Source organism: Pseudomonas sp. JAI115 (assembly GCF_014200835.1).
In the GTDB taxonomy this organism is placed as follows: Bacteria; Pseudomonadota; Gammaproteobacteria; order Pseudomonadales; family Pseudomonadaceae; genus Aquipseudomonas; species Aquipseudomonas putida_A.
In genome coordinates, this window is the sequence record NZ_JACHCY010000004.1 from 306,529 (window position 1) to 326,838 (window position 20,310).

20 protein-coding genes and 5 pseudogenes are annotated in these 20,310 nt (G+C 58.4%); 18 read left to right on the top strand and 7 right to left on the bottom strand.

Annotated features, from left to right (window positions below; all coding sequences use genetic code 11):
• The first annotated feature begins 464 nt into the window (after window positions 1-464).
• The 8 genes from HDC30_RS12180 (at window position 465) to queC (ending at window position 7,262) form a co-directional block, all read left to right on the top strand.
• Window positions 465-1,337, top strand: a complete 873-nt coding sequence (locus HDC30_RS12180; RefSeq protein ID WP_183783209.1) for a winged helix-turn-helix domain-containing protein — start codon at window positions 465-467, stop codon at window positions 1,335-1,337.
• Complete coding sequence (locus tag HDC30_RS12185; protein ID WP_183783211.1) at window positions 1,334-1,798, top strand: hypothetical protein; 465 nt, start codon at window positions 1,334-1,336, stop codon at window positions 1,796-1,798. Before HDC30_RS12180 ends, HDC30_RS12185 begins: the two co-directional genes overlap by 4 nt.
• Before the next feature lie 147 nt (window positions 1,799-1,945).
• Window positions 1,946-2,146: a carbon storage regulator gene (locus HDC30_RS12190; RefSeq protein ID WP_183783213.1), complete on the top strand. Its 201-nt coding sequence runs from the start codon at window positions 1,946-1,948 to the stop codon at window positions 2,144-2,146.
• Window positions 2,147-2,785: 639 nt separating this feature from the next.
• Window positions 2,786-3,658, top strand: a complete 873-nt coding sequence (locus tag HDC30_RS12195) for an EAL domain-containing protein (protein WP_183783215.1) — start codon at window positions 2,786-2,788, stop codon at window positions 3,656-3,658.
• 225 nt (window positions 3,659-3,883) lie between these two features.
• A complete protein-coding gene (locus HDC30_RS12200; RefSeq protein ID WP_183783217.1) occupies window positions 3,884-5,266 on the top strand; it encodes an MATE family efflux transporter in 1,383 nt (460 codons plus the stop codon).
• Between the two features lie 450 nt (window positions 5,267-5,716).
• Window positions 5,717-5,893: a hypothetical protein gene (locus HDC30_RS12205; protein ID WP_183783219.1), complete on the top strand. Its 177-nt coding sequence runs from the start codon at window positions 5,717-5,719 to the stop codon at window positions 5,891-5,893.
• 14 nt (window positions 5,894-5,907) lie between these two features.
• On the top strand, window positions 5,908-6,435 hold the full coding sequence (locus HDC30_RS12210; protein ID WP_183783221.1) for a hypothetical protein: 528 nt from the start codon (window positions 5,908-5,910) through the stop codon (window positions 6,433-6,435).
• 131 nt (window positions 6,436-6,566) lie between these two features.
• The gene (gene queC / locus HDC30_RS12215; protein WP_183783229.1) at window positions 6,567-7,262 is read left to right on the top strand and encodes a 7-cyano-7-deazaguanine synthase QueC; all 696 of its coding nucleotides are present in this window, start codon (window positions 6,567-6,569) and stop codon (window positions 7,260-7,262) included.
• An 18-nt stretch (window positions 7,263-7,280) separates the two neighbouring features.
• Here the strand turns inward: queC and HDC30_RS12220 are convergent.
• Together HDC30_RS12220 and HDC30_RS12225 are read right to left on the bottom strand one after the other, a co-directional pair.
• Window positions 7,281-7,921, bottom strand: a pseudogene (locus tag HDC30_RS12220) (HAD family hydrolase).
• A gap of 125 nt (window positions 7,922-8,046) precedes the next feature.
• The gene (locus HDC30_RS12225) at window positions 8,047-8,430 is read right to left on the bottom strand and encodes a DUF4354 family protein (RefSeq protein ID WP_183783231.1); all 384 of its coding nucleotides are present in this window, start codon (window positions 8,428-8,430) and stop codon (window positions 8,047-8,049) included.
• 756 nt (window positions 8,431-9,186) lie between these two features.
• Here HDC30_RS12225 and HDC30_RS12230 point away from each other — a divergent pair.
• From HDC30_RS12230 to HDC30_RS12240, 3 genes are all read left to right on the top strand, one after another.
• Window positions 9,187-9,450, top strand: coding sequence for a hypothetical protein (locus tag HDC30_RS12230; protein WP_183783233.1), 264 nt, complete (start codon window positions 9,187-9,189; stop codon window positions 9,448-9,450).
• A complete protein-coding gene (locus HDC30_RS12235) occupies window positions 9,447-9,719 on the top strand; it encodes a hypothetical protein (protein ID WP_183783235.1) in 273 nt (90 codons plus the stop codon). The genes HDC30_RS12230 and HDC30_RS12235 overlap by 4 nt, the downstream gene beginning before the upstream one ends.
• Window positions 9,720-10,855: 1,136 nt before the next feature.
• Complete coding sequence (locus tag HDC30_RS12240) at window positions 10,856-11,221, top strand: histone-like nucleoid-structuring protein, MvaT/MvaU family (RefSeq protein ID WP_183783237.1); 366 nt, start codon at window positions 10,856-10,858, stop codon at window positions 11,219-11,221.
• Between the two features lie 328 nt (window positions 11,222-11,549).
• On the opposite strand, the gene HDC30_RS12245 is transcribed toward HDC30_RS12240, so the two are convergent.
• Window positions 11,550-11,804 carry a hypothetical protein gene (locus tag HDC30_RS12245; protein WP_183783239.1) on the bottom strand — a complete coding sequence of 85 codons (255 nt, stop codon included), beginning with the start codon at window positions 11,802-11,804 and terminating at the stop codon, window positions 11,550-11,552.
• A gap of 733 nt (window positions 11,805-12,537) precedes the next feature.
• Here HDC30_RS12245 and HDC30_RS12250 point away from each other — a divergent pair.
• Complete coding sequence (locus HDC30_RS12250) at window positions 12,538-12,834, top strand: hypothetical protein (RefSeq protein ID WP_183783241.1); 297 nt, start codon at window positions 12,538-12,540, stop codon at window positions 12,832-12,834.
• A gap of 37 nt (window positions 12,835-12,871) precedes the next feature.
• Here the strand turns inward: HDC30_RS12250 and HDC30_RS12255 are convergent, their stop codons facing one another.
• A complete protein-coding gene (locus tag HDC30_RS12255) occupies window positions 12,872-13,156 on the bottom strand; it encodes a hypothetical protein (protein ID WP_183783243.1) in 285 nt (94 codons plus the stop codon).
• A gap of 339 nt (window positions 13,157-13,495) precedes the next feature.
• Here HDC30_RS12255 and HDC30_RS12260 point away from each other — a divergent pair, with 339 nt between their 5' ends.
• From HDC30_RS12260 to HDC30_RS12270, 3 genes are all read left to right on the top strand, one after another.
• On the top strand, window positions 13,496-13,996 hold the full coding sequence (locus HDC30_RS12260; RefSeq protein WP_183783245.1) for a hypothetical protein: 501 nt from the start codon (window positions 13,496-13,498) through the stop codon (window positions 13,994-13,996).
• A gap of 200 nt (window positions 13,997-14,196) precedes the next feature.
• A complete protein-coding gene (locus HDC30_RS12265) occupies window positions 14,197-14,718 on the top strand; it encodes a hypothetical protein (RefSeq protein WP_183783247.1) in 522 nt (173 codons plus the stop codon).
• A gap of 155 nt (window positions 14,719-14,873) precedes the next feature.
• Window positions 14,874-15,050, top strand: coding sequence for a hypothetical protein (locus HDC30_RS12270; RefSeq protein ID WP_183783249.1), 177 nt, complete (start codon window positions 14,874-14,876; stop codon window positions 15,048-15,050).
• A 276-nt stretch (window positions 15,051-15,326) separates the two neighbouring features.
• Here HDC30_RS12270 and HDC30_RS12275 read toward each other — a convergent pair.
• The 3 pseudogenes from HDC30_RS12275 to radC form a co-directional block, all read right to left on the bottom strand.
• Window positions 15,327-15,773: pseudogene (locus HDC30_RS12275) on the bottom strand (IS21 family transposase); the annotation flags it as partial.
• Window positions 15,774-15,837: 64 nt separating this feature from the next.
• Window positions 15,838-15,891: pseudogene (locus HDC30_RS29345) on the bottom strand (hypothetical protein); the annotation flags it as partial.
• A 372-nt stretch (window positions 15,892-16,263) separates the two neighbouring features.
• Window positions 16,264-16,782, bottom strand: a pseudogene (gene radC, locus HDC30_RS12285) (RadC family protein); the annotation flags it as partial.
• 136 nt (window positions 16,783-16,918) lie between these two features.
• Here radC and coaBC point away from each other — a divergent pair.
• From coaBC to HDC30_RS12300, 3 genes and pseudogenes are all read left to right on the top strand, one after another.
• The gene (gene coaBC / locus HDC30_RS12290) at window positions 16,919-18,127 is read left to right on the top strand and encodes a bifunctional phosphopantothenoylcysteine decarboxylase/phosphopantothenate--cysteine ligase CoaBC (protein WP_103369705.1); all 1,209 of its coding nucleotides are present in this window, start codon (window positions 16,919-16,921) and stop codon (window positions 18,125-18,127) included.
• Window positions 18,128-18,132: 5 nt separating this feature from the next.
• Window positions 18,133-18,588 carry a dUTP diphosphatase gene (gene dut / locus HDC30_RS12295; RefSeq protein ID WP_047596787.1) on the top strand — a complete coding sequence of 152 codons (456 nt, stop codon included), beginning with the start codon at window positions 18,133-18,135 and terminating at the stop codon, window positions 18,586-18,588.
• Window positions 18,589-18,916: 328 nt separating this feature from the next.
• Window positions 18,917-20,293 (top strand): annotated as a pseudogene (locus tag HDC30_RS12300) (phosphomannomutase/phosphoglucomutase); the annotation flags it as partial.
• Window positions 20,294-20,310 lie beyond the last annotated feature (17 nt).

The window sequence follows — 20,310 nt, forward strand, 5'->3', positions numbered from 1 at the left end:
TGTTGGCGTCAGTCCTTTGACCATGTAACATTGGCTTTGTGGCTGAACGATACATAGTAGTAACTACCGGGCGCGGGCCTCGTTCAGCGTTAAGAAAACGGCCGTGCGCGTATATAAAACGAGCGTTAGATAGCGACAACACGAGTTAATTTTTTTTGCAAAGCACGTGCATTCATCAAAGGTTGGGCTTTACTACATCCATGACGGCGCATTCCGGCTCATTGTTTTCACCTCTGGCGTTCTGCCAGGAACGGCAGAGGTGAATGATTTAATTGCTCCCGGGTGAAAAAATACATCCCCGATTCGACCTATATACCTGCCTGAATGCCTTGCACTTTATTGACTGGCGACCTTTTGACGCCGCCAGCGTTTTAACAATGTCACAAATGATCAGTACAGCAATGGCCCGATGCTTGGATGGAGCCAGGAAACGGCTGAGTAGCAAACTACGTGTATAGAGGCACATGCAAATGTTAACCACAGACGATCACACGGCCCTGTCCATAGACGACAAATCAACCGACTATTTCATCACTTTTTTGGAGGGGCAGCAGCACGCCAAATTCACGCCCGCCAAGCACCAGATCGTTATTCACGACGGTGTGAGCAGCAAGCTTTTTGAGCTCAGCTACACCTCAAGCCGGATTCTGGAATTGCTGATTCTCAAGGCCGATGTGATCGTGAGCCGCGAAGAGATTTTTTCATTCGCCTGGCCGCGTCGCGTGGTGGGACAGAACAGTCTCAACCAGGCCATTTCCAACATCCGTGAGTTGTTTCACGATGACGAACACCGGCTCATCATCCAGACGTTCCCCAGACGCGGTTACCGATTCAATTCGAGCTTCCTCAACAACGAGCCGGATCACAGCTATTTTGTCGATGCCCATGACGTGCCGCCGACCAGTGCACCGCTGCCGCCCCCCGCGGCCCCGCCCGTTCACCTGGAGCCTGCCAGTACAGCTCCTTCGAGTTTTTCGATCAACTTTCTATTGGCCACGCTGATGACGGCGCTGCTGGTGACGCTGCTGTGGCGTTTTGACTGGCTGCTGGTGCAACAGACGGGCCTTTCCGTGCTCAAGGAGCACACGGACAACCTGACCACCTTTTATACCTCCGAAAGCGACCAGGAACTCATTCAGATAAAAAACGATTTGCAGGATTTACGCCTGCGCCTGGCTCGCCTGGCGACCCAGCCCGAAACTGTGATCCTCAACCGCATGCACAGCTTTTATGAAGTCACCTGCATTGACCGGGGAACCAGCGTGCGATTTCTGACGATCCACAAAAAACAGCTGGGTGCGATTTCCGATGCCCAACTGAAGGGGTGCCTGCAATGAAAGCGATCCACCTTAGCTTGAAGACCGTGCTGATAGGCGCCATCGCGCTGTTGCTCGCGCTGCATGTTCTGTACTACACGCTTTCGCAAAAGCCGGTCTTTCAGGGCATCTACTTTGCGTCCGGAGAAATCATCTCCAGTACCGGCAACGTCTTTTCTGCCAATCAGCGCCTGCAATCGCACGGCCGGCAAGTGCATCAGTTCGAGCAGATTAATGAGGAGAACCAGAAGTACACCTTGAAGCTGCTGAACGGCTTGGCCGGCAGTGGGCGTTTCATCATCGACAAGGACGAAGCCAATCAGCGCAATTTGCTGTCGATCGACCGGGACATTTCTTTCAACCAGACCTTTTTCTCCACCGCCATGTCGGAACTGACCCTGTACAAACTGGACAACAAGGGCGGGAGCTTGTGCTTCTACCTCAAAGAACTCAGCTCGGTACGCTGTTTTGGGCCGGAATGAGGATGTACATCCTGCTGTGATGCAGGTTTGTTTTTGCTTCCCCGCGGCGACGTGAAGATGAGAGTGTTTCACGGTTTTTGATTAGGATTGCTTAGCAGGGTATGCAACGATCGGGTCACTTCCACAAAAACGAATGGACCCGACTCAATGATTGAAATGGATATTCTGATAGGTGAATCCGTCACCCTGCACACCACCCAGATACACGTCCTGGCGGTTCGCTGCGGTCTTGTCAAACTGGGCCTTGAAGCGCCGCAGCAGGTGTGCATCGTGCGCTCGGAACTGCTCAACTCACCTCACTTCAAACCCCGTTTTCCCAAGGCCCGCCTGCGCACTCTGCGTAAATAGATGCCGTGGTGGCCGCTCATTCTTGAACGGCCTTTGACACTTGGCGAGGCGGTATTCCCACCAAACCTGCCAACAACACCCTCCACGGCCAGCACGGCGTACAGCCCCACTATTTATCCCTCGGTTGGCCCTCTAGGATTCTGGTGCCCCACCACCGTATCTCACCCCCGATGAATTCCTCCCAATTCACACTGATTGCGTTAACGGTATTTTGCCCGCTCCTATAATCGGCATGAGGTGCGGGATCCCCCTGTTTTTCTTTGGCAGGCCTCTGGTAGGGATAATTTGAAAATATAAGTTTCTTGCCCTTGCTCGCGTAGACGATGCACTGGTAAGCGGCACGATTGTAGGGGACATGCCATGACACGTAAGACACCCGTCCCGCCCAGGCTGGTTGGCCGATGCCTTGCCATTCTTTCCTTACGGCGCTTGCTGCGCTCTTCTGGCACGCCGCCGCCATCGGCTACGGGGTCATCGATCTGGTTCGACGATACATTGGCCAACATCACCGCGAGCTCCCCCAAGGTACAAACGTCGCAACCGTCGCGGATCGTGATGTCCTCTTCTCTGGGGCCTGGCGCAGCCCACCGCACGCCTCTGACGGCGCACACAGCTCCCCACGCCCAAGCAGAATCCACCATGAAACCGACTCTCGCGCCGCACTTGTCTCATCGCGTCCTTTCCACCTTGCCGCTTCTGTGGCTTCAGCAAATTGTTATCGCCGTGTATAACAGGTACCTCTTTTCCGCTTCCGACTTTCTCAAAGCCCTGCACCGCAAGGAGCTGGCGGTGCATTACCAACCCATCGTGGACATGCACACGGGTATGTGGATCGGTGCCGAAGCGCTGCTGCGCTGGCCCGGCAAGGGCAGTGAATTCAAACCCGAGGCCATCGTCTCGATGCTTGAACGCGCCGGGCTAATGTCCAATGTCACCCGCTGGGTCTGCCAGCAGGTGGTGGAGGAATACTCGCAGAGCCTGTGGGCCTGCGAGGACTTCTACGTGACCATCAACCTGTCGGCCGACGACGTGATGGATGCCACCTTTCCCGACTTCGTCAAACAGCTGCTGGCCGAGCACCGACTACCCGCCTCGCTTTTTGCCTTTGAAGTCACCGAGCGCGTGGCGCTCGACAGCGAACTGGCCGCCATCCAGTTGAATCGTCTGCGTGCCCATGGCCACCTGATTGTGCTGGACGACTTTGGTACCGGTTACTCCAACTTGGCCTACCTGGATCAGTTGCCCGTGGACGTGCTCAAGATCGACAAGTCCTTTACCCGCACCGAAAGCTCTTCGGCCAACATCATCCTGTCCCATGTCCTGGACATGGCGCGCAAGCTGGACATCGATGTGGTGGTCGAGGGCATCGAGACGCAAAACCAAGCCGAGCGCGTCAGTGCCCTCGGAGCCCAGAAGGCCCAGGGCTGGCTCTACGCCCGCGACCTGCCGGTTCAGGAGCTGGTTCGGGCGTATTTCTCCAGGCCGCATCCGCGTCTGTACGACGTGGTCTGACGGTGCGACCACAACGCAGGGAAGATGGGTCACACGCAAAAGGCCGGCGGTGCCCGCTTCTGGAAATCCTTTCTTACAGTACAGTGCTGCAAGCTCGATGGTGCGAGCCGCCCGCTCGGGTAAGCTTGACAGCCGCCCCTGGCGCGCTCACTGCGTAGTGGCCTGGCGGCCACTGTCCAGCCCTGTTTCTTTCTCACGCTCAGTGTTTTTTCAAAGACTGCGACCATGTCCGAAGCAATCCTGACCATCAGCCCGCACCATGTGCCTGCCACTTACCGGCGGTACGCCTGGCCCACCGTGTTTGCCATGCTCGTCAGCGGCTTCTATCAGATGGTGGACGGCATCTTCATTGGCCATTTCATCGGCGCAGATGGCCTGGCGGCCATCAACACGGCATGGCCCTGGGTGGGCTTGATCGCTGGAGTGGGTCTGATGATGGGCATGGGCACCGGCATCCATTGTTCGATCGCCCAAGGTCAGGCGCATCCGAACAAGGCCCGGCAACTGATCACGCAGGGGCTATGGTTGTTTGTGCTGACCGGCTTGGCCGTCGGCGTCCTGATCCTGGTTTGGGGTGATCAGCTTCTGCGAATGCAGGGCGTCGAGGCGCAGGTGCTCAGCCACGGCAGTGACTACCTACGCGTATTTGGCTGGTGCTCTCCATTGATCATGGCCAGCCTGGCGCTGCCCATTCTGGTGAGAAACCTGGGCGCCCCAATGCTGGCAACCGGCATGATGCTCATCGGCGCCCTGCTCAACGTGCTGCTCGATTATATGTTTATCGTGGTGCTGGGCTGGGGTCTGGAAGGCGCAGCCTGGGCCACAGTCACAGGCGAATCGGTCTCGGTAATCATCGGTCTGTTTTTTTTGTGCTCACGCCGCAACCCGTTGCGACTGCACGGCCACGGGCTGTGGACACTGCCGCAGCTGGCCGTCTGCCAAGCCATTCTGGGCAGCGGTTTTTCCAGCTTGCTGATGTACCTGTATGCCAGCTTTGCCGTGGTGCTGCACAACGCGGCGCTCATGCACTATGGCGACACCGTGCACGTGGCCGCGTATGCGGTCACCGGTTATGTCATGACCCTCTACTACCTGCTGGCCGAAGGCCTGGCCACCGGCATGCAACCGATGGTGAGCTATTTCCACGGCGCCGGACTCACGGCCTCGATCCGCCAGACCCTCAACCTGACGCTGCGCTGGATCGCCGGCACCGGCCTGATCTTTGTGGCCCTGATCTTTGCGCTGCCGTATGCCTGGACACGCGTCTTCGTCAGCCCTGACGATACGCTGCTGACCCAGGCCACCGTACAGGCGCTGCAGCTGCATCTGTTTGCCTTGTTTATCGATGGCCTGCTGGTGTTGGCTGGGGCCTATTTCCAGGCCATCAACGAAAACAAAAAGGCCGTCGCCATCACGCTGGCAAACATGCTGGTTCAGGTGCCGGCGCTGCTGGTACTGGCCCCGTGGCTGGGCGTGCCGGGGGTGTTTTTGGCCTTGCCGGTGTCCACGATCATTTTGGGGGCGGCCATGCTGATGATGCTCAGGCGCCACGCGGTCCTGGCCACCCCACCGCCGAGTGCCACAGAAGAGGATTCGCAGCAGCCCTGACGCGATCGGCGCACCGCGTTCAAGTGTTCAAGTGTTCAAGTGTTCAAGTGTTCAAGTGTTCAAGTGTTCAAGGTCGCAGACAGAAACAGACCGCGGCGCCGGCCGAATCGTCCAAAACGCGGGCACAAAAAAACCGCCTAAGGTAGGCGGTTATTCTGCCGCGCTCCCCTAGAGTGAAGCGCGATTCCCTTTGCATTGCCCACCCAGCATACGGCTACAACGCGGGTGAGGGAATCAGCAGCTGTGACAAATCATTTCAGCGCGCGGGACACGAGGCGAGGAAGGCGTCAGCGCCCTATTGGCGCTCCCGGGACACCTTTATCGGTACATAAGCGGGACAGGCGAATGCAACCATTGGGCCGTGGCCGAGGTCATCCGGTTAAGGCGTCCGCCCGAGCGCAACCCCTGCGTGCACCCTCACCGGCGCGAGCATCCCGTACTGAGGTTTACATGAGCAAGACCGTTTACCAGATCAATGGACAGGGCCTTTATGTCGGGCCGCTGCAGCTGCCCGAGGCGCCGCCGGCCGGGGTGCCGCTGCCGCACGACTGCATTACCACGCCGCCGCCCTCGAAGATTCCTCCCCTGACGGCCGCCTGCTGGATAGCCAGTGCTGGCAGTTGGTAGATTATTTTCATGGTATGGCTGTCTACGCCACGGCCACCGGCAAGCCGCTGACCTTGACCGGCGCCGGTGCCATTCCCGCGGGCTCCACCACCCAGCGGCCAGGGCCGGATCAGGAGTGGCACAGAGACCGCTGGGTCGACTCCCTGTCGAGGCGATTGATCAAACTCAAAGTACTCAAACGGGCGCTCATCGAGGAAGGTTACACGGCGTACCTGCTGAGCGGCTTCACGTCCATCGCCCTGGGCAAAGTGCACCGCTACGACAGTGCTCTGACCGATCAGGTCACCTTGAACAGACTGGTACAAAGTGGCCTGTCGGGCCTGGTCGCCTGCCGCAACCGCATTGGTGCCCGCACCCTGACCAAGCACAGCGCCGAACAACTACACCAGGTTCACCAGGATCTGCTGCATTTCCAGCAGCAGGCCCGAGCGCAGGCCGAACACCTCAAAAGCCAACTGGATCAGGCGCTGCAGCAGCAGGATCAGAGCGCGATGAACCGCATTCAATGGTGTGCGCCTCAGCACCCGTACGCCTGCGTATGAGGCGCCGCCGTTAGCCACCTCAAAGTATTTGGGCAAACCCTCAGGCACACGATAAACGTCAGGCGTTAGACGGCGACGCCGCCTTGAGGATTGCAGCAGGCCGCCACTTCACTCATCAGGAAAAAGGCACCATGAAACAGAAAGCTGTCGTCGTCTTCAGCGGGGGTCAAGGCTCGACGACCTGCCTGATCCAGGCCCTCAAACGCTACGATGAGGTGCATTGCCTGACGTTCGATTACGGCCAGCGCAACCGAGAAGAGATCGACGTCGCCCGCCACCTGGCCACCACCCTGCGCGTGACCGCCCATAAAGTGCTGGACATCACCGTGCTCAACGAACTGGCCCTTAGCCCTCGCATGCCTCTCTCCCTCCCCGCAGTCGCTATCGGCGCTCTACCTGGCGCGCTACCCAGTACGCAGGCGGGACGCCACCTGCTGTTTCTGACCCTGGCGGCGCTTTACGCCTATCAGGTGCAGGCACGCACCGTCATTACCGGCGTGGGTGAAACCGACTTTTCAGGCCAGGCGCAGGAGCGTGACCCCTTGGTCGACGCCATGAGCCAGACCCTGGCCTTGGGGATGGCGTATCCGCTCACGATCCAGACCCCGCTGAGGGGGTTGAGCAAGGCGCATACCTGGGCAATGGCCGATGCCTATAAACAGTTGAACCTGGTGCGCTACCAGACGCTGACCTGCGTCAACGGTCTGCTGGGCAGTGGCTGCGGACAGTGCACTGCCTGCCATCGGCGGGCGCAGGGACTGGAGCAATACCTGGCCAACCAGCGTCCCCTGCGCAATGACTTCCTCGAAAGGCTCAACGGTTGCTGAACACCGATAGCAGAGACCTCAGACCCAGCGCGAATGGAAATGGCGCCAGTACGGCTCTTGCGCCTGAGCCAGCAAAGCCTCATCCCCTGCTGAATCCCCCCAGGCGCGCAAACGAAACTGATGCAGTGGGCCATACACCTGTTCAAGGCGCCGCACCTTGTTGGCAGCCCGGCAATTCCCTCCCAGCAAACGGCCGGTCAGTATACCGTCAACGCTTTCCAGTTGCGTACCAATCAACTCGACCCCCAGTCGATCGGCGAACGCTTGCAGAACCAGGCTGGGCGATGCCGAGCACAGGGTAACCCGGGCCCCGGACTGCAGCTCGGCGGCCACCGCCGCACACCGGCCGGGCGCATCAAGCGGGGCCAGCGTGCCTGACAGAATGCGCTCGCTTGCTCGCGCACCCACTGCACCGAAACACCGGTCAGAAAGGTGGACACCAGTTGCGCCTTGAGCTGATCACGGCTCAACCGACCACAGACAAAACCCAGGCTAGGCCCGGCCAGCTTGAGCATGTTCAGGCAAAAACGTGGCGTGCCGCAGGCAAACCACAAAAACGGAATGAAACTGTCGTGACGCGTCAGGGTACCGTCAAAATCGAACACCGACAGCACCGGTAGCGGGGAACAAAAGACATCGGCAGACGGCGGCGAAGCCAGGCCGAGCGGATTCAGGGTGTCACTCATTTCACTCACAAAACGCACGGGGCGTGAGGTGGATGGATCATCGGCGCTCACAGGAGATTCGCGCCGGGCTCGGCGGCCAGCGCGGCACCACCCGGGCCTTAACGAGGACAGGGCTGCGCCTTGACCAAGGAGGCACCATAAACCCCATCGTCCTGGCCGGAGAACTGATAAAAACCTTTGACCGACGCGCTGGCCTTGAGCGTGCCCTGAGCCAGCGCTTCATCCATGGCATCGACGGCATAGGCCTGCCCTTTGGCGTCATACGCCTTAAAACACAGGGTACTAAGATCGATATCCTCCTTGCCCGTATTCACCAATACGGCATCAAAGGATTTGAAATAGTAACTGACCGTGCCTGTCCACACCGATCCTTGGTCTTTTTGCACCGAATGCAACAGGATCGAGGGTGCCGGGCTGTTCTGGGCGCTCACCCCCAACGCCACGAGGCAGGCCCCCCCTGCAAGGATTAGACGAATGTTCACAGATAACTCCACAGGCTTGCGTGGATAAGGGGTAAGGCCGGGTAACACGAATACTCGGCCAACGCGGCAGGGGCGTCATCTTTTATGGCGTGTTTATTTTGCGAAGGTGTAGCACCGACATTCAACCCCCCTCCCATTGTCGCTACTCTGCTCGCGAACAACTTCGACCTCAACAGGGAACGCCGTGAAAACTTGTTAAAAATCGCCGCCTCACGGCTCACACGAGCCGCTTCTTGAGTCTCATCGAAGGCCGAGCCATGTTTTGACGTCACAACACTGAACACGCTGTCAAAAAGCCTGAAAAAGATTAGCCCTCAACCCTAAACAAATGGCTCTTTGCGTAATGCCCTGAGGGCGCGAAAAAACAACGCCACTGCGTTACAGGGGGGATAGCTTGCTACTGCGGTTATCCAGTCGCCCGTTAAAGCGCCCACCTTTTCCCCAACGAAATGACGTCATTAAAAAAGCCAGCCATTCTTGATTGCGTATCCAGTGTGCTGTCGCTGCAGATCGAACTGCCCCCTGCGCTGGGCCGCCGCCATTTTGAATCACGCGATCAGACCCGCCTGGAGAGTCAAATAGTTTTTGCAATTCGTTCCAGCTAGCTGCGCCTGAGCAGACCCGAGCGCGGCGTCAGGCCCCGTTGCCAGCCGCCGACGCATATGTGCAGACAAACGATTGTCGGTACGACCCGCTCCCCTCTAGACTGGGTAACCCTCCCCTTTCAGGGATTCATGCAACAAACAGGAGCACACGATGCCCCGCGCCCATTACGCCAAGGCCCATATTATTCTCGCGGACGGTCCCTGTGGCACCGCCCTGGCCGACACGGCGACGCCACAGGTGCTGCGCCTGGAGCTCAGCCATCCGCTGCTGGGCCCCACACCCGTACGTTATATCAGCCTCCTGTTGCCCGATGGCCGCACGCTCGCCGGTCTGACTCTGCGAGACCAACGGGAGCTCGATGGCGGCTGGTTGACGTTCAGCAACGATAACAGCAACCCGGAGCCCCACACATGATTGAACCCACCACACACATGCCCATGGCGACCCCGGACTTGCCACGGGCGGTCTATATCCAGGTTGGCCAGCTGTTGCAACTGATCCGCGCCGCCCGGACACACGCCGAGACCCAACGCGCCATGGATCGCGCCCAAGGCTTCGTTTTGGGCCTGGAAACCACCCAGGCGCTGCCCCCCGACAGTCTCGGCGTGCTGCATCAAGGATTTGACACCGCCGTTCAGAAGCGTCGACAGGAACTGGAGCATCGACACTCACTCCCTACATGAACGCGTGGGCCAACCACTTTTGGTGTCCCCACACCCTACCCCCGATCCGCCACCCTGCGAACACCCCGCACGCAGAATTCCCCTCATTGTTTAGCCGTTTGCGGGTAAAAATCCTGTACAGCCTGGCCCAGGATACGGAAAAAAATTGAGGGCCGGGCTGGCCGCTTAACCTCCCCTGACGCGGCTTAACGAATGATGAGCAATAAACGACAAAATTTCGCACAGCCCATGCGCTTCGATTACACCACGCCTCAAAAACTAGCGCGCAAAAATGCTCAATGGACCGAGTTGAACTGGCGCAAATTCGAAGTTGTTACACTATTGAAACAGCACAACAAAGAGCAACTGCCTATCGAATGGAGCGATTTAAAATGCAGAGATTGAGTACAATGAGTCGTGTATAACCGACGACAAATTGACAAACCCACCATGGTTTGAACAGGCGATGTATCGGGTCATGCTGATCACATCGCGTGGTTATTGGATAAGGGCGAACATCCCAGCCTCAAGGAGGCCGCACCTAGGGGTCACTTCAATATACATGTATCTGGCCTGCGTAGGCGAATGTCACCTGAGGTATTTCAGGCAGACTGTCCGGGATAATGAGGCCATCCCTGCAAACAACCCTGTCAACCGTAGGACGGCGCGCCGCCGCTCTGAAGTTAGACAGCCGCGTCAAGCAGCCAGCCTGCCCCAGAGCCCTGGCAAGGTAGAATCGCAGCGCACCGTCGGAAAAACTGTAACGTCAGCGGACAAAACGATGTCCATGTCAAAATATTGAATTGCCTTGATGTATATGTGTAAAGAATGTGAACCGCCACTGCATCTCAGGGCCAAGCATTCGCTCCCCGCTGAAACGCCCATAAAAGCCTCATCAGTCCACGACCACGACCACGACCCATTAAATACTGAAAAACACCTGGGGCCCCAGGCGCGCTTAAAAATATCCTGTATTTTCTTATGGTCTATCTTTAAACTTGTGCCTGGCTGATAAAGGCGCTCCTCTCTGTACATTCGAAAAAATATAGCCGCACAATAGATGTCGCCCCTCATCGTAGTGTTTCAGCCTGTAGTGCCAAGCATGCACTGTTTGGGGTAGTATTATTAATACAGCATCAAAACAAACGGAGTTTTCCATGTCAAAACTTGTAGAATACCGTGAGCTTGAAAAACACTTGGCCCGACAACAAGAGGCGCTCAATTTTCTCAAAAGTGATGCGCGCCTGAAAAAGGAGCTTGAATTTGAAGCGCGGCTGCAGGATCTGCTGAGCGAGTACAGCTTTAGCTTTCGCGAAGTGGCGCAGATCCTCGATCCGCAGGCACGGCAGCGAGGGGTGCGGGCGTTCCCCGTGGTCGATGGCCGCAGCCAGCGCAAACTCAAGGTTTATCACAATCCCCATACCGGGGAGGTCTTGAAGACCAAAGGCGGCAATCACCGCGTCCTAAAACAATGGAAGAGCGAGCATGGATCGGTCACCGTCGAAGGCTGGCTGACTAACTAGACGCACCGGACTGCCGAACACTTGGGTCCCGCAGTCTCGGTTCACTCGAATCATTCGGCGCCTAGCGCAGCCTAGTCGCCTTCGAGTTGCGACCTTCACGGTTTCCCCTACGCGGCCTCCAAAGCCCCCGCGACGTACCTCACCCTGCCATTCTCTATCGACTAAAGATTTCGCCAGGCCCTACCCACCGGGCCCTGCACGTGTGCGCGAGCGTTGAGCCGAGACGCCGGCCGGTTCTCTGGCAAGACCGAGAAAGCGCAGAAGGGGGAAAAAAGAGCAACTCCGTCACCTGCAAGGCGCGCCTACCTGGGCGCGCCTGCGAAGCAGATCACAAGAAGGGGTAATCCTTGTCGTGCAGCGTCCAGTTGTGCATTTCCTTGAACGGTCTGGCCACCAGCGGCTGCACTCGATCCAGGGCATGACGCATCAAGTTGAAAGCCTCTTGCAACTGCGCCCTGTCACGCTCGGACAGCGGCAGCGAATGGCCTTCGATCAGGCTACGCGACGCATGCTCACCAAACACATTTAGGGTCTGACAGGTATTCAATACATCGTCCGCCACCAGATCGGGTTCGGTCTGCATGGCGGCGTTCTCACGGATGGGTTCATCCTCCCTGACGCGGTCTCCACACGCTGATTAAATGCCCGATTGCAGGCCTTTGCCAGTGAGGGCGGTGTGAATTTCTCTCAGCAGATCTTTGAGATCAGTAATCACACGGGTAAACCGTGGCTATCAGCGTCAAAAATCCAACTCTTATTTACTCGTCCATGTCGGCGGCCACGCTCGCAGCGATTGCTCCCCTCCTACAATCCGTGAGAACACCCCGGGGGGGGGGGACTGCTGACCCCAATGTCGTGAAACAAGCAGGTTGAAATACCCGGTAAGAGTTTTCGAATAACCCGGTTCGCTCGTTTGCTAGGGTTATCGGCACGTTTTTGCGACCACGCTCGATGAGCGGACGAGCGGGCACAGAAGCCGTTAGCGTCAGGTGATCCCTGTGCTGTGGCAGCGCCCTGTGAACGACAAGAGTCATCGCGTGCCGGCCGGCCAACCCGCCCTCAATGCGCCGAACGAAAGCGCGAGCAATGGTCTATTCAACATTTAAGGATGACGCCAGGTATCACTACCCGATAACCCTGCAGGGCGAAGCTGACGGGGTTCGCCTGTCCTGTCCGGACATTGCCGAAATGGATCTTGTGGCTCCCACTCAGGCGCAGGCGCTGACCATTGCCCGCGAGGGGCTGATTGCCGCGCTGGATCGGTACGCCAGCAAAGGCGCAGGATTCCCCGGGCCTCTGCCCTCCCCGACGCCGCCATGGTCTTGCAACTGCCCATCATTGTGGTGGCCAAGCTGATGCTGTGGAATGCCGTGTGCGATGAAGGCATCAGCCGGGCCGAACTGGCCCGTCGCCTTCATTGCACCCGCGTGGTGGCCACACGCCTGGTGGACTTCACCCACCCCTCCAAAGTGGGGGCGGTGGAGCGCGCGTTGGGGCTGCTGGATCGCCGCTTGTTGCTCGGGATGGAGCGCATTGGCAACCGCGAGCCGGAGACGGGTTTTCGCAGCAGCGCAACGTCCTCGAGCGCGCCGCAGGCGACGGTATCTAGCTAAACCTGCAGCGCCGGTACGGGTGGGGAACAGCGCCTGCTCAGGCGCTCGGTTGGCTGCCCTGCGCCTGGATCAGGGCCGCCTGAAATCCGGGGGCACCTAGCTCATTGAGCCGTGTGAGGGTTCGGGCATAGGCTTGATCCATCTGCGCACGCAGATTCTCACACCCCTTCCCATCAATCAGGTGCGCCCAGGACAGGGCGCCGATCCAGACATTCATATAGCCAAATTCATATTGGGCCCCGGCACGGGTACGAACACAGTCCATCTGCTTAATTCGCTCGTGGACAGCAGCCAAGATCTCTCGGTTGGAGCACTGGGTCATGGATCACTTCCTGGTTCTTGGATGGGATAAGGTTATCTATCGCTGGGTCACGACGCCAGTCACTGCCGTGCGACAGCAGCGCCCTTACGATCCCTCAGCGGTCCGCTTTATACGCCGGCACATCTTTTGCCCCTCAGGGGCGGCGCACGCCTCCTACCCTCTAGAGCCCCTTGCGTGCCGCCCGGTTCATTGCACATTCACCTTAGCCGCTGTTTCGCGCCGGCGCGCCAAGGTCTGGAACATCTTGTGACCATTCCCTTACCCACGCCGACACGGCAGATGGTAAATACCTTGCCGGATCCGTGCCCCGACGCACACCCCATGGAAGGAGTATGCCTTTTGAAAGCGGCTCTACGCGTGTTGGTCTGCAGCCCCTGGTTTGTCTGGCTGACCGCCTGCGTGCCCCTGGCCGAACGCACCGCCCTATCGCCCGTGGGAGACGACGTGCGCGTCCTGTCCCGTGAGGTGGCGACCGTCAGTGTCGGCTCGGTCAACTTCTACAGCGTCTCGGTTTTTCTGTATACCGAGCAGACACCACAGAACTATTTTTCCTTGACCCTCGACCGAACCGATGTCCGGGAAGGTTTTACCACCGATGGGCAGCAGGGTTCTGAGCGCAGACCGGCAATCGAGGCCAACTGGAATGGCCGTTTTTATTACCAGTCCCGGGGCTACCCGCGCGATGCTCGCCTGGCGATCACCTCTCTGACCGACAAGGAGGCCGCACTGGAACTGGCAGCCCGGCTGGTGCATGCGGAGACCGGTGCCCTTATTGATCTGCCGCCGGCCGTGGTGAAGATTCGCGGCGACGACCTGGCCGCCCTGACTGAACGCATCTGATCGGCTCGCTGCCCACACCTTGGTGTGACAACAAGGCGTTTTCTTTAAGCCCAGACACACGCCGGGCTGTTTGGGATGGGCCTCGTGAACGTTCACAACACCGGCAAAATGCCAGCATTGTATAGCCCGCAGCTTTTGGCAAACTGCGCGCCTGATCACCCAGGGACGGGTGATGTCACTTCTCTCTCAGAGTACCTAACATGGATCGTTTTCCGACATGTCTTTGCCTGCTAGGCCTGGCCAGCTTGCTCACCGGTTGCAGCGACCTTGAGCCCCCAGCCAGCCCACCACAGGCTTCACCCTCGCCGCAGGGTCAGGCTGCCCAACCTCTGGTCAGCATCAAACAGGTCAATCGCGTTCTCTCTGGCGTCAACAGCCTCGGTGAGCCGTCCGTCTCGATTCGGGTCGGTTCCAGCCGCAATCATCTGTTCGACCTCACGCTGCTGCGCGCCAATATCCACCCCGGCTACCGCGTGCGCAGCCTCAGCTACAGCCACCCCGAAGTCGAATTGATTACGCGCTGGAATGGCGACCTGTTCACCCAGTCGACAAAATTCCCTACCTCGGTGGAAGTCACCATCCAGTCGATCTCCACCGAAGCGGCTGTGCTGAGTTTCTCCGGCCTGTTAGTCAATGCCGCCACGGGCGGTTACGTCAGGTTATCGCCGTCCCAAATCACCATCACCGGCAAGGATCTGGAGGAGTTGCTCCACAGCCGCTGAGCGAAACGCCGCTTTAAAAGCCACTCCCCCGTATAAAATCGATACAAAAATCGCCCTGCCTGCGCTGTCGGTCGTTGAATACTGAGCCACGGCAGGTCTGCCCAACGCTTTCATGGAGGAAAGCGTCGTTAACACCAGGACAGGAAAACAGCTCTATGAATACGCACGAACAGTTTGTCTGGGAAGACGTCATGAAGGTCTGCGACATGTTCAACGGTCTTACCCAGCAAGGACGCCAGCGCCTTTCCCTGGGGCTGCCAGCGATTGCCAACCAGGAGGAACAGAACCGCATCTGTACGGGCAATGGAGCCGTTGCATTGTTCCGTGTTTGAACTGAGCACAATGATTCTGGATTCCAGTAATAAAGCGGTGAACGCGGTCAACGACCTTTTTTGTATTTGATTTAAAACCGCTTGTTACCCCTCACCTGGCTTCTGGCCAGGTTTTTTTGCACCAGACATCAATAGTATCGCTAAGCTAACAACGCTATGTAAAAAATCGATAACGCATTGAATTTTAAGATTTTTAATAAATTAAAACGCACTATGTTTTACCATGATTTTTTTGCTATTCATGATAATTCACATGTCTTTCATGAAAACCTGCACTCCATCGACCTGCACATGATAGTCGATGTGGACCCGTACCTTTTTCCATTCGGCATAGACGTATGGATGCTCCGGCAGCGCTTGCAGCGTCGGTTGGTCAAGGGTTTCGAAGGCTGAGCGGCGTGAGCCGGGCAGTTTTTTGAAGGGCTTTTGGTTGAGCCGATCCAGCAGCACACCGATGGCCATGTTGAGTTCGCTCAAGGAGAAAAACTGGCGGTTGCGCAGCACCGCCAGTATCCAGCGCTCGACCACTTGTACGTCGACTTCGATCTTGGCTTTGTCCTTGGGTTTTCGTGAGCGAGCGGGCAAAACGGCGACACCGTAGTGCTCGGCCAGATCGCGGTAGTTGGGCTGATATCGGGCTCGTAACGGTGCGCCTTGCTCACGCCACTGCGATCTGTGCGGTGCCGCCGAAAAAAGCAAACCGCGGGCATGAGAGCCAAGCCAGAGTGCGGGCAAGAATCGATTCCCCACAAGCAGGGCAGAAATCGCCGTGCACGGCCGGGATAACGGTCGATTTGTTATTGTTGGTGTACGCCAGGTCGCGGGTGTCTGTGACCAGCACCGCGCGCCCACAGATCGGACATTTCAGGTCATTGCTTCTAAAACGACCATGAACGAGTCATCGGTCACAGCGAGTTTCAGATAGACCCGGCGACGATCTTCGGGAAGTAGACGCCTTGCCAATGATGTGGTCGGCATAGGTGGTCATGCTCTTATAGAAGTCGGCAGGTTACTTAAAGCTATCGCTCCAGCCCCTGAGACCGTTATTCGCTGGTGGAGCGCAGATGCCCTCAGAAGCTAATTGCCTCAAGTGCAGCGGTAACTGAGGAGGGTCTGCAACATTCCAAGTGCAACGTCCTAGCCTATCAGAAAATCAAACACGGGCCCTGGTACGGTAGTTTCAGGCATATGCAACTTTTTGTTTGACACCATAATGACGCAGAATCACCGCCGCCGCGTTGTTGGCCAATGAGCGTTTCACCACTTCCCGAGGATGCACGCTGGTGTTATCGATCGAGCCGCGAAACAGTGCCTCGAACGTCAGTACTTGATGCTTGGAGTCGAGAAACAGGCAGCCGAACACCTCGTGGGGCTCATGGCGCAGCATGGATTTCAGATAGTCCCGAACTGCCTGCGGATTCTCCAGTGCTGGCTTTTTACGCATGCACTCGGCCAGATGTCGCCGCCCCATTTCCAGCACCGCCTGCAACTGCGCGAATTTCGCAGGCCCCAATCCCAACTGTCCGCTGAACGCCGCAAGATCGGCCTCCAGCAACGCGCGCAGGCTGCCGAATTGCGTCAACAGGTGTCGCGCCAGATCCACCGCGCTTTTTCCCGTGACCCCGGTTCGAAGAAAAATCGCCAGCAACTCGGCGTCCGAAAGACTTCCCGAGCCCTGTTCAAGCAGCTTCTCCCGCGGCCGCTCCGCCGCCGGCCAATCGCGAATACTCATACACCTTCCTTGTCTGTGGGCACCGCTGTTCCGTAGCGGTCGCTGTGATATCGTAGCCCATCTTTTTTGCGGGCGAATTCACCCTGGGGAGGGGGTTTCGCCACGTATGTCACCCACGAAATGTAAAGGCAGACCTATGCAGCGGCTGTATCGGAAACGCATCGTTCTGGGCGTCGGCGGCGGCATTGCGGCCTACAAGAGCGCCGATCTGGTTCGTCGCCTGATTGACCAGGGCGCCGAAGTGCGCGTGGTCATGACCCATGGCGGCGCCGAGTTCATCACCCCGCTGACCATGCAGGCCCTGTCCGGGCACCCGGTTCACCTCGACTTGCTCGACCCGGCCGCCGAAGCGGCCATGGGCCACATCGAACTGGCCAAATGGGCCGATCTGGTGCTGATCGCCCCGGCCACTGCCGACCTGATTGCGCGTCTGGCCCAAGGCATCGCCAACGATCTGCTGACAACTCTGGTGCTGGCCACCGACGCCGTGGTGGCCGTCGCGCCAGCAATGAATCAGGCGATGTGGCGCGATCCGGCAACCCAAGCCAACCTGAAAATCCTTGAAAGCCGTGGCCTGAAGACTTTCGGCCCGGCCTCTGGCAGCCAGGCCTGCGGCGACGTCGGCATGGGCCGGATGATGGAAGCCACCGATCTGGCGCAGTGCGCGGCGGACTGCTTCCAGCGTCAGGCGCTGACCGGCAAGCACGTGGTGATCACCGCCGGCCCGACTCAGGAAAACATCGACCCGGTGCGCTACATCACCAACCACAGCTCCGGAAAAATGGGCTTCGCTCTGGCCGAAGCCGCGGTGGAAGCCGGCGCCCGCGTGACCCTGATCAGCGGCCCGGTGCACCTGCCGACGCCGGATCGCGTCACGCGCATCGATGTGGTCAGTGCCCGCGACATGCTTGCAGCGTGCGAATCGGCCATCCCGTGTGATGTGTTCATCGCCTCGGCAGCGGTGGCGGACTACCGTCCGGAAGTCGTTGCCCCGCAAAAACTCAAGAAAGACCCTACAAGCGGCGACGGCTTCGTCCTGCAAATGGTGCGTAACCCGGACATCTTGGCCACCATCGCGACCCGTCCCGACCGTCCGTTCAGTGTCGGCTTCGCCGCCGAGACCGAACACCTGCTCGACTACGCTGCACGCAAGCTGAAAGACAAGAATCTCGATTTGATCGTCGCCAACGACGTGGCCAACCCGAGCATCGGTTTCAACAGCGAAGAAAACGCCTGCAGCGTGATCGACCGTGAGCTTCATGCCACTGTTTTCGCCCAGACCAGCAAGAGCAAGATCGCTCGCCAATTGGTCACTTTTATCGCCGAACGTCTGAACCAGGTTTAATTTACATGCACGCTTTGCAAGCCAAGATCCTCGACCCACGCATCGGTACCGAATTCCCGCTGCCGCAATACGCCACCCCAGGCTCCGCCGGTCTCGACCTGCGCGCCATGCTGGAACAGGACATCGTGATCAAGCCGGGTGAAACCGTGCTGATCCCTACCGGTCTGTCGGTGTACATCGGCGACCCGAACCTCGCCGCACTGATCCTGCCGCGCTCGGGCATGGGCCATAAGCACGGCATCGTGCTCGGCAACCTCGTCGGCCTGATCGACTCGGATTATCAGGGCCCTTTGATGGTGTCCTGCTGGAACCGTGGCCAGAACGACTTCACCATGACCGTCGGCGAGCGTCTGGCGCAGCTGGTGTTGGTGCCGGTGGTGCAGGCGCATTTCGAAATGGTTGAAGAGTTCGTCGAAACCGAACGCGGCGCGGGCGGATTTGGCCATACCGGCACTAAATAACCCTGAAATATTATTGTGGCGAGGGGATTTATCCCGATGGGCCGCGAAGCGGCCCCAAGGCTTTTGGATCTGCTGCGCAGCAATCGGGGATAAATCCCCTCACCACAAAATTTGTGCTTTTTCGGCAGCAGGTTTTAGCACCGAAAATCAAGGTTTTGCCGGCCACAAGCCACGCCAGCCGAGGCGTCATGGCCCTTTCACACCACGAACTCTCTGTGGAAAACGCCGTCATACCCTTCAGTTTGAGCCTGCCGCCGAGTGAATCGTCGGTGTGTCCCGCCACTTTCGAGATGGAGCATTTGTGCAGATGAGCACCCCCGCCAAGATCGCCCCGAAGCTTCCTGACAGCATCTTCCGCGCCTATGACATTCGCGGCACTGTGCCGGAATTCCTCAATGCCGAAACCGCCTACTGGATCGGCCGCGCCATCGGCTCGCAGAGCCTGGCCCAAGGTGAACCGAATGTTTCCGTCGGTCGCGACGGTCGCCTGTCCGGCCCGGAGCTGGTTGCAGAACTGATCCGCGGTATCGCCGAGAGCGGCTGCCACGTCAGCGACGTCGGCCTGGTCCCGACGCCTGCGCTGTATTACGCGGCGAACGTATTGGCCGGCAAGTCTGGGGTGATGCTCACCGGCAGCCATAACCCGTCGAACTACAACGGCTTCAAGATCGTGATCGCCGGCGACACCCTCGCCAACGAGCAGATCCAGGTGCTGCACGAGCGCATCAAGACCAATGACCTGACCAGCGGTCAGGGCAGCGTGACCCAGGTCGAAATCCTCGACCGCTACACCACCGAAATCGTCCAGGACGTCAAACTGGCCCGACGTCTGAAAGTCGTGGTCGACTGCGGCAACGGCGCGGCCGGCGTGATTGCCCCGCAACTGATCGAAGCGCTGAACTGCGAAGTCATCCCGCTGTTCTGCGAAGTCGACGGCAACTTCCCCAACCACCACCCGGATCCGGGTAAGCCCGAGAACCTCGTCGACCTGATCGCCAAGGTCAAGGAAACCAACGCCGACCTCGGCCTGGCCTTCGACGGTGACGGCGACCGTGTCGGCGTGGTGACCAACACCGGCAGCATCGTCTACCCGGATCGCCTGCTGATGCTGTTCGCCCGCGACGTGGTGGCGCGCAATCCGGACGCGGAAATCATCTTCGACGTCAAATGCACCCGCCGCCTGGTGCCGCTGATCAAGGAATACGGCGGTCGCCCGCTAATGTGGAAGACCGGTCACTCGTTGATCAAAAAGAAAATGAAACAATCCGGTGCTCTATTGGCCGGTGAGATGAGCGGCCACATCTTCTTCAAGGAGCGCTGGTTCGGTTTCGACGACGGCATCTACAGCGCCGCACGGCTGCTGGAGATCCTCAGCAAGGAAAAATCCACCGCCGAAGAGCTGTTTGCGACCTTCCCGAACGATATTTCTACGCCGGAAATCAATATCCATGTGACCGAAGAGAGCAAATTCAGCATCATTGATGCATTGCACGACGCACAGTGGGGCGCAGGCGCCGACCTGACCACCATCGACGGCGTGCGAGTCGATTACGCCAAAGGCTGGGGCCTGGTACGCGCCTCCAACACCACTCCGGTGCTGGTGCTGCGCTTCGAGGCCGATGACGAGGCTGAATTGCAGCGCATCAAGGACGTGTTCCACGCCCAACTGAAACGCGTTGCACCTGATCTCCAACTACCGTTCTGATTCACCCGGAGCCCTGA

Coding starts and splice junctions, on each gene's coding strand:
- HDC30_RS12180 (WP_183783209.1), top strand. CDS start 465: ATGCAAATGTTAACCACAGACGATCACACGGCCCTGTCCATAGACGAC.
- HDC30_RS12185 (WP_183783211.1), top strand. CDS start 1,334: ATGAAAGCGATCCACCTTAGCTTGAAGACCGTGCTGATAGGCGCCATC.
- HDC30_RS12190 (WP_183783213.1), top strand. CDS start 1,946: ATGATTGAAATGGATATTCTGATAGGTGAATCCGTCACCCTGCACACC.
- HDC30_RS12195 (WP_183783215.1), top strand. CDS start 2,786: ATGAAACCGACTCTCGCGCCGCACTTGTCTCATCGCGTCCTTTCCACC.
- HDC30_RS12200 (WP_183783217.1), top strand. CDS start 3,884: ATGTCCGAAGCAATCCTGACCATCAGCCCGCACCATGTGCCTGCCACT.
- HDC30_RS12205 (WP_183783219.1), top strand. CDS start 5,717: ATGAGCAAGACCGTTTACCAGATCAATGGACAGGGCCTTTATGTCGGG.
- HDC30_RS12210 (WP_183783221.1), top strand. CDS start 5,908: ATGGCTGTCTACGCCACGGCCACCGGCAAGCCGCTGACCTTGACCGGC.
- queC (WP_183783229.1), top strand. CDS start 6,567: ATGAAACAGAAAGCTGTCGTCGTCTTCAGCGGGGGTCAAGGCTCGACG.
- HDC30_RS12230 (WP_183783233.1), top strand. CDS start 9,187: ATGCCCCGCGCCCATTACGCCAAGGCCCATATTATTCTCGCGGACGGT.
- HDC30_RS12235 (WP_183783235.1), top strand. CDS start 9,447: ATGATTGAACCCACCACACACATGCCCATGGCGACCCCGGACTTGCCA.
- HDC30_RS12240 (WP_183783237.1), top strand. CDS start 10,856: ATGTCAAAACTTGTAGAATACCGTGAGCTTGAAAAACACTTGGCCCGA.
- HDC30_RS12245 (WP_183783239.1), bottom strand. CDS start 11,804: ATGCAGACCGAACCCGATCTGGTGGCGGACGATGTATTGAATACCTGT.
- HDC30_RS12250 (WP_183783241.1), top strand. CDS start 12,538: ATGGTCTTGCAACTGCCCATCATTGTGGTGGCCAAGCTGATGCTGTGG.
- HDC30_RS12255 (WP_183783243.1), bottom strand. CDS start 13,156: ATGACCCAGTGCTCCAACCGAGAGATCTTGGCTGCTGTCCACGAGCGA.
- HDC30_RS12265 (WP_183783247.1), top strand. CDS start 14,197: ATGGATCGTTTTCCGACATGTCTTTGCCTGCTAGGCCTGGCCAGCTTG.
- HDC30_RS12270 (WP_183783249.1), top strand. CDS start 14,874: ATGAATACGCACGAACAGTTTGTCTGGGAAGACGTCATGAAGGTCTGC.
- coaBC (WP_103369705.1), top strand. CDS start 16,919: ATGCAGCGGCTGTATCGGAAACGCATCGTTCTGGGCGTCGGCGGCGGC.
- dut (WP_047596787.1), top strand. CDS start 18,133: ATGCACGCTTTGCAAGCCAAGATCCTCGACCCACGCATCGGTACCGAA.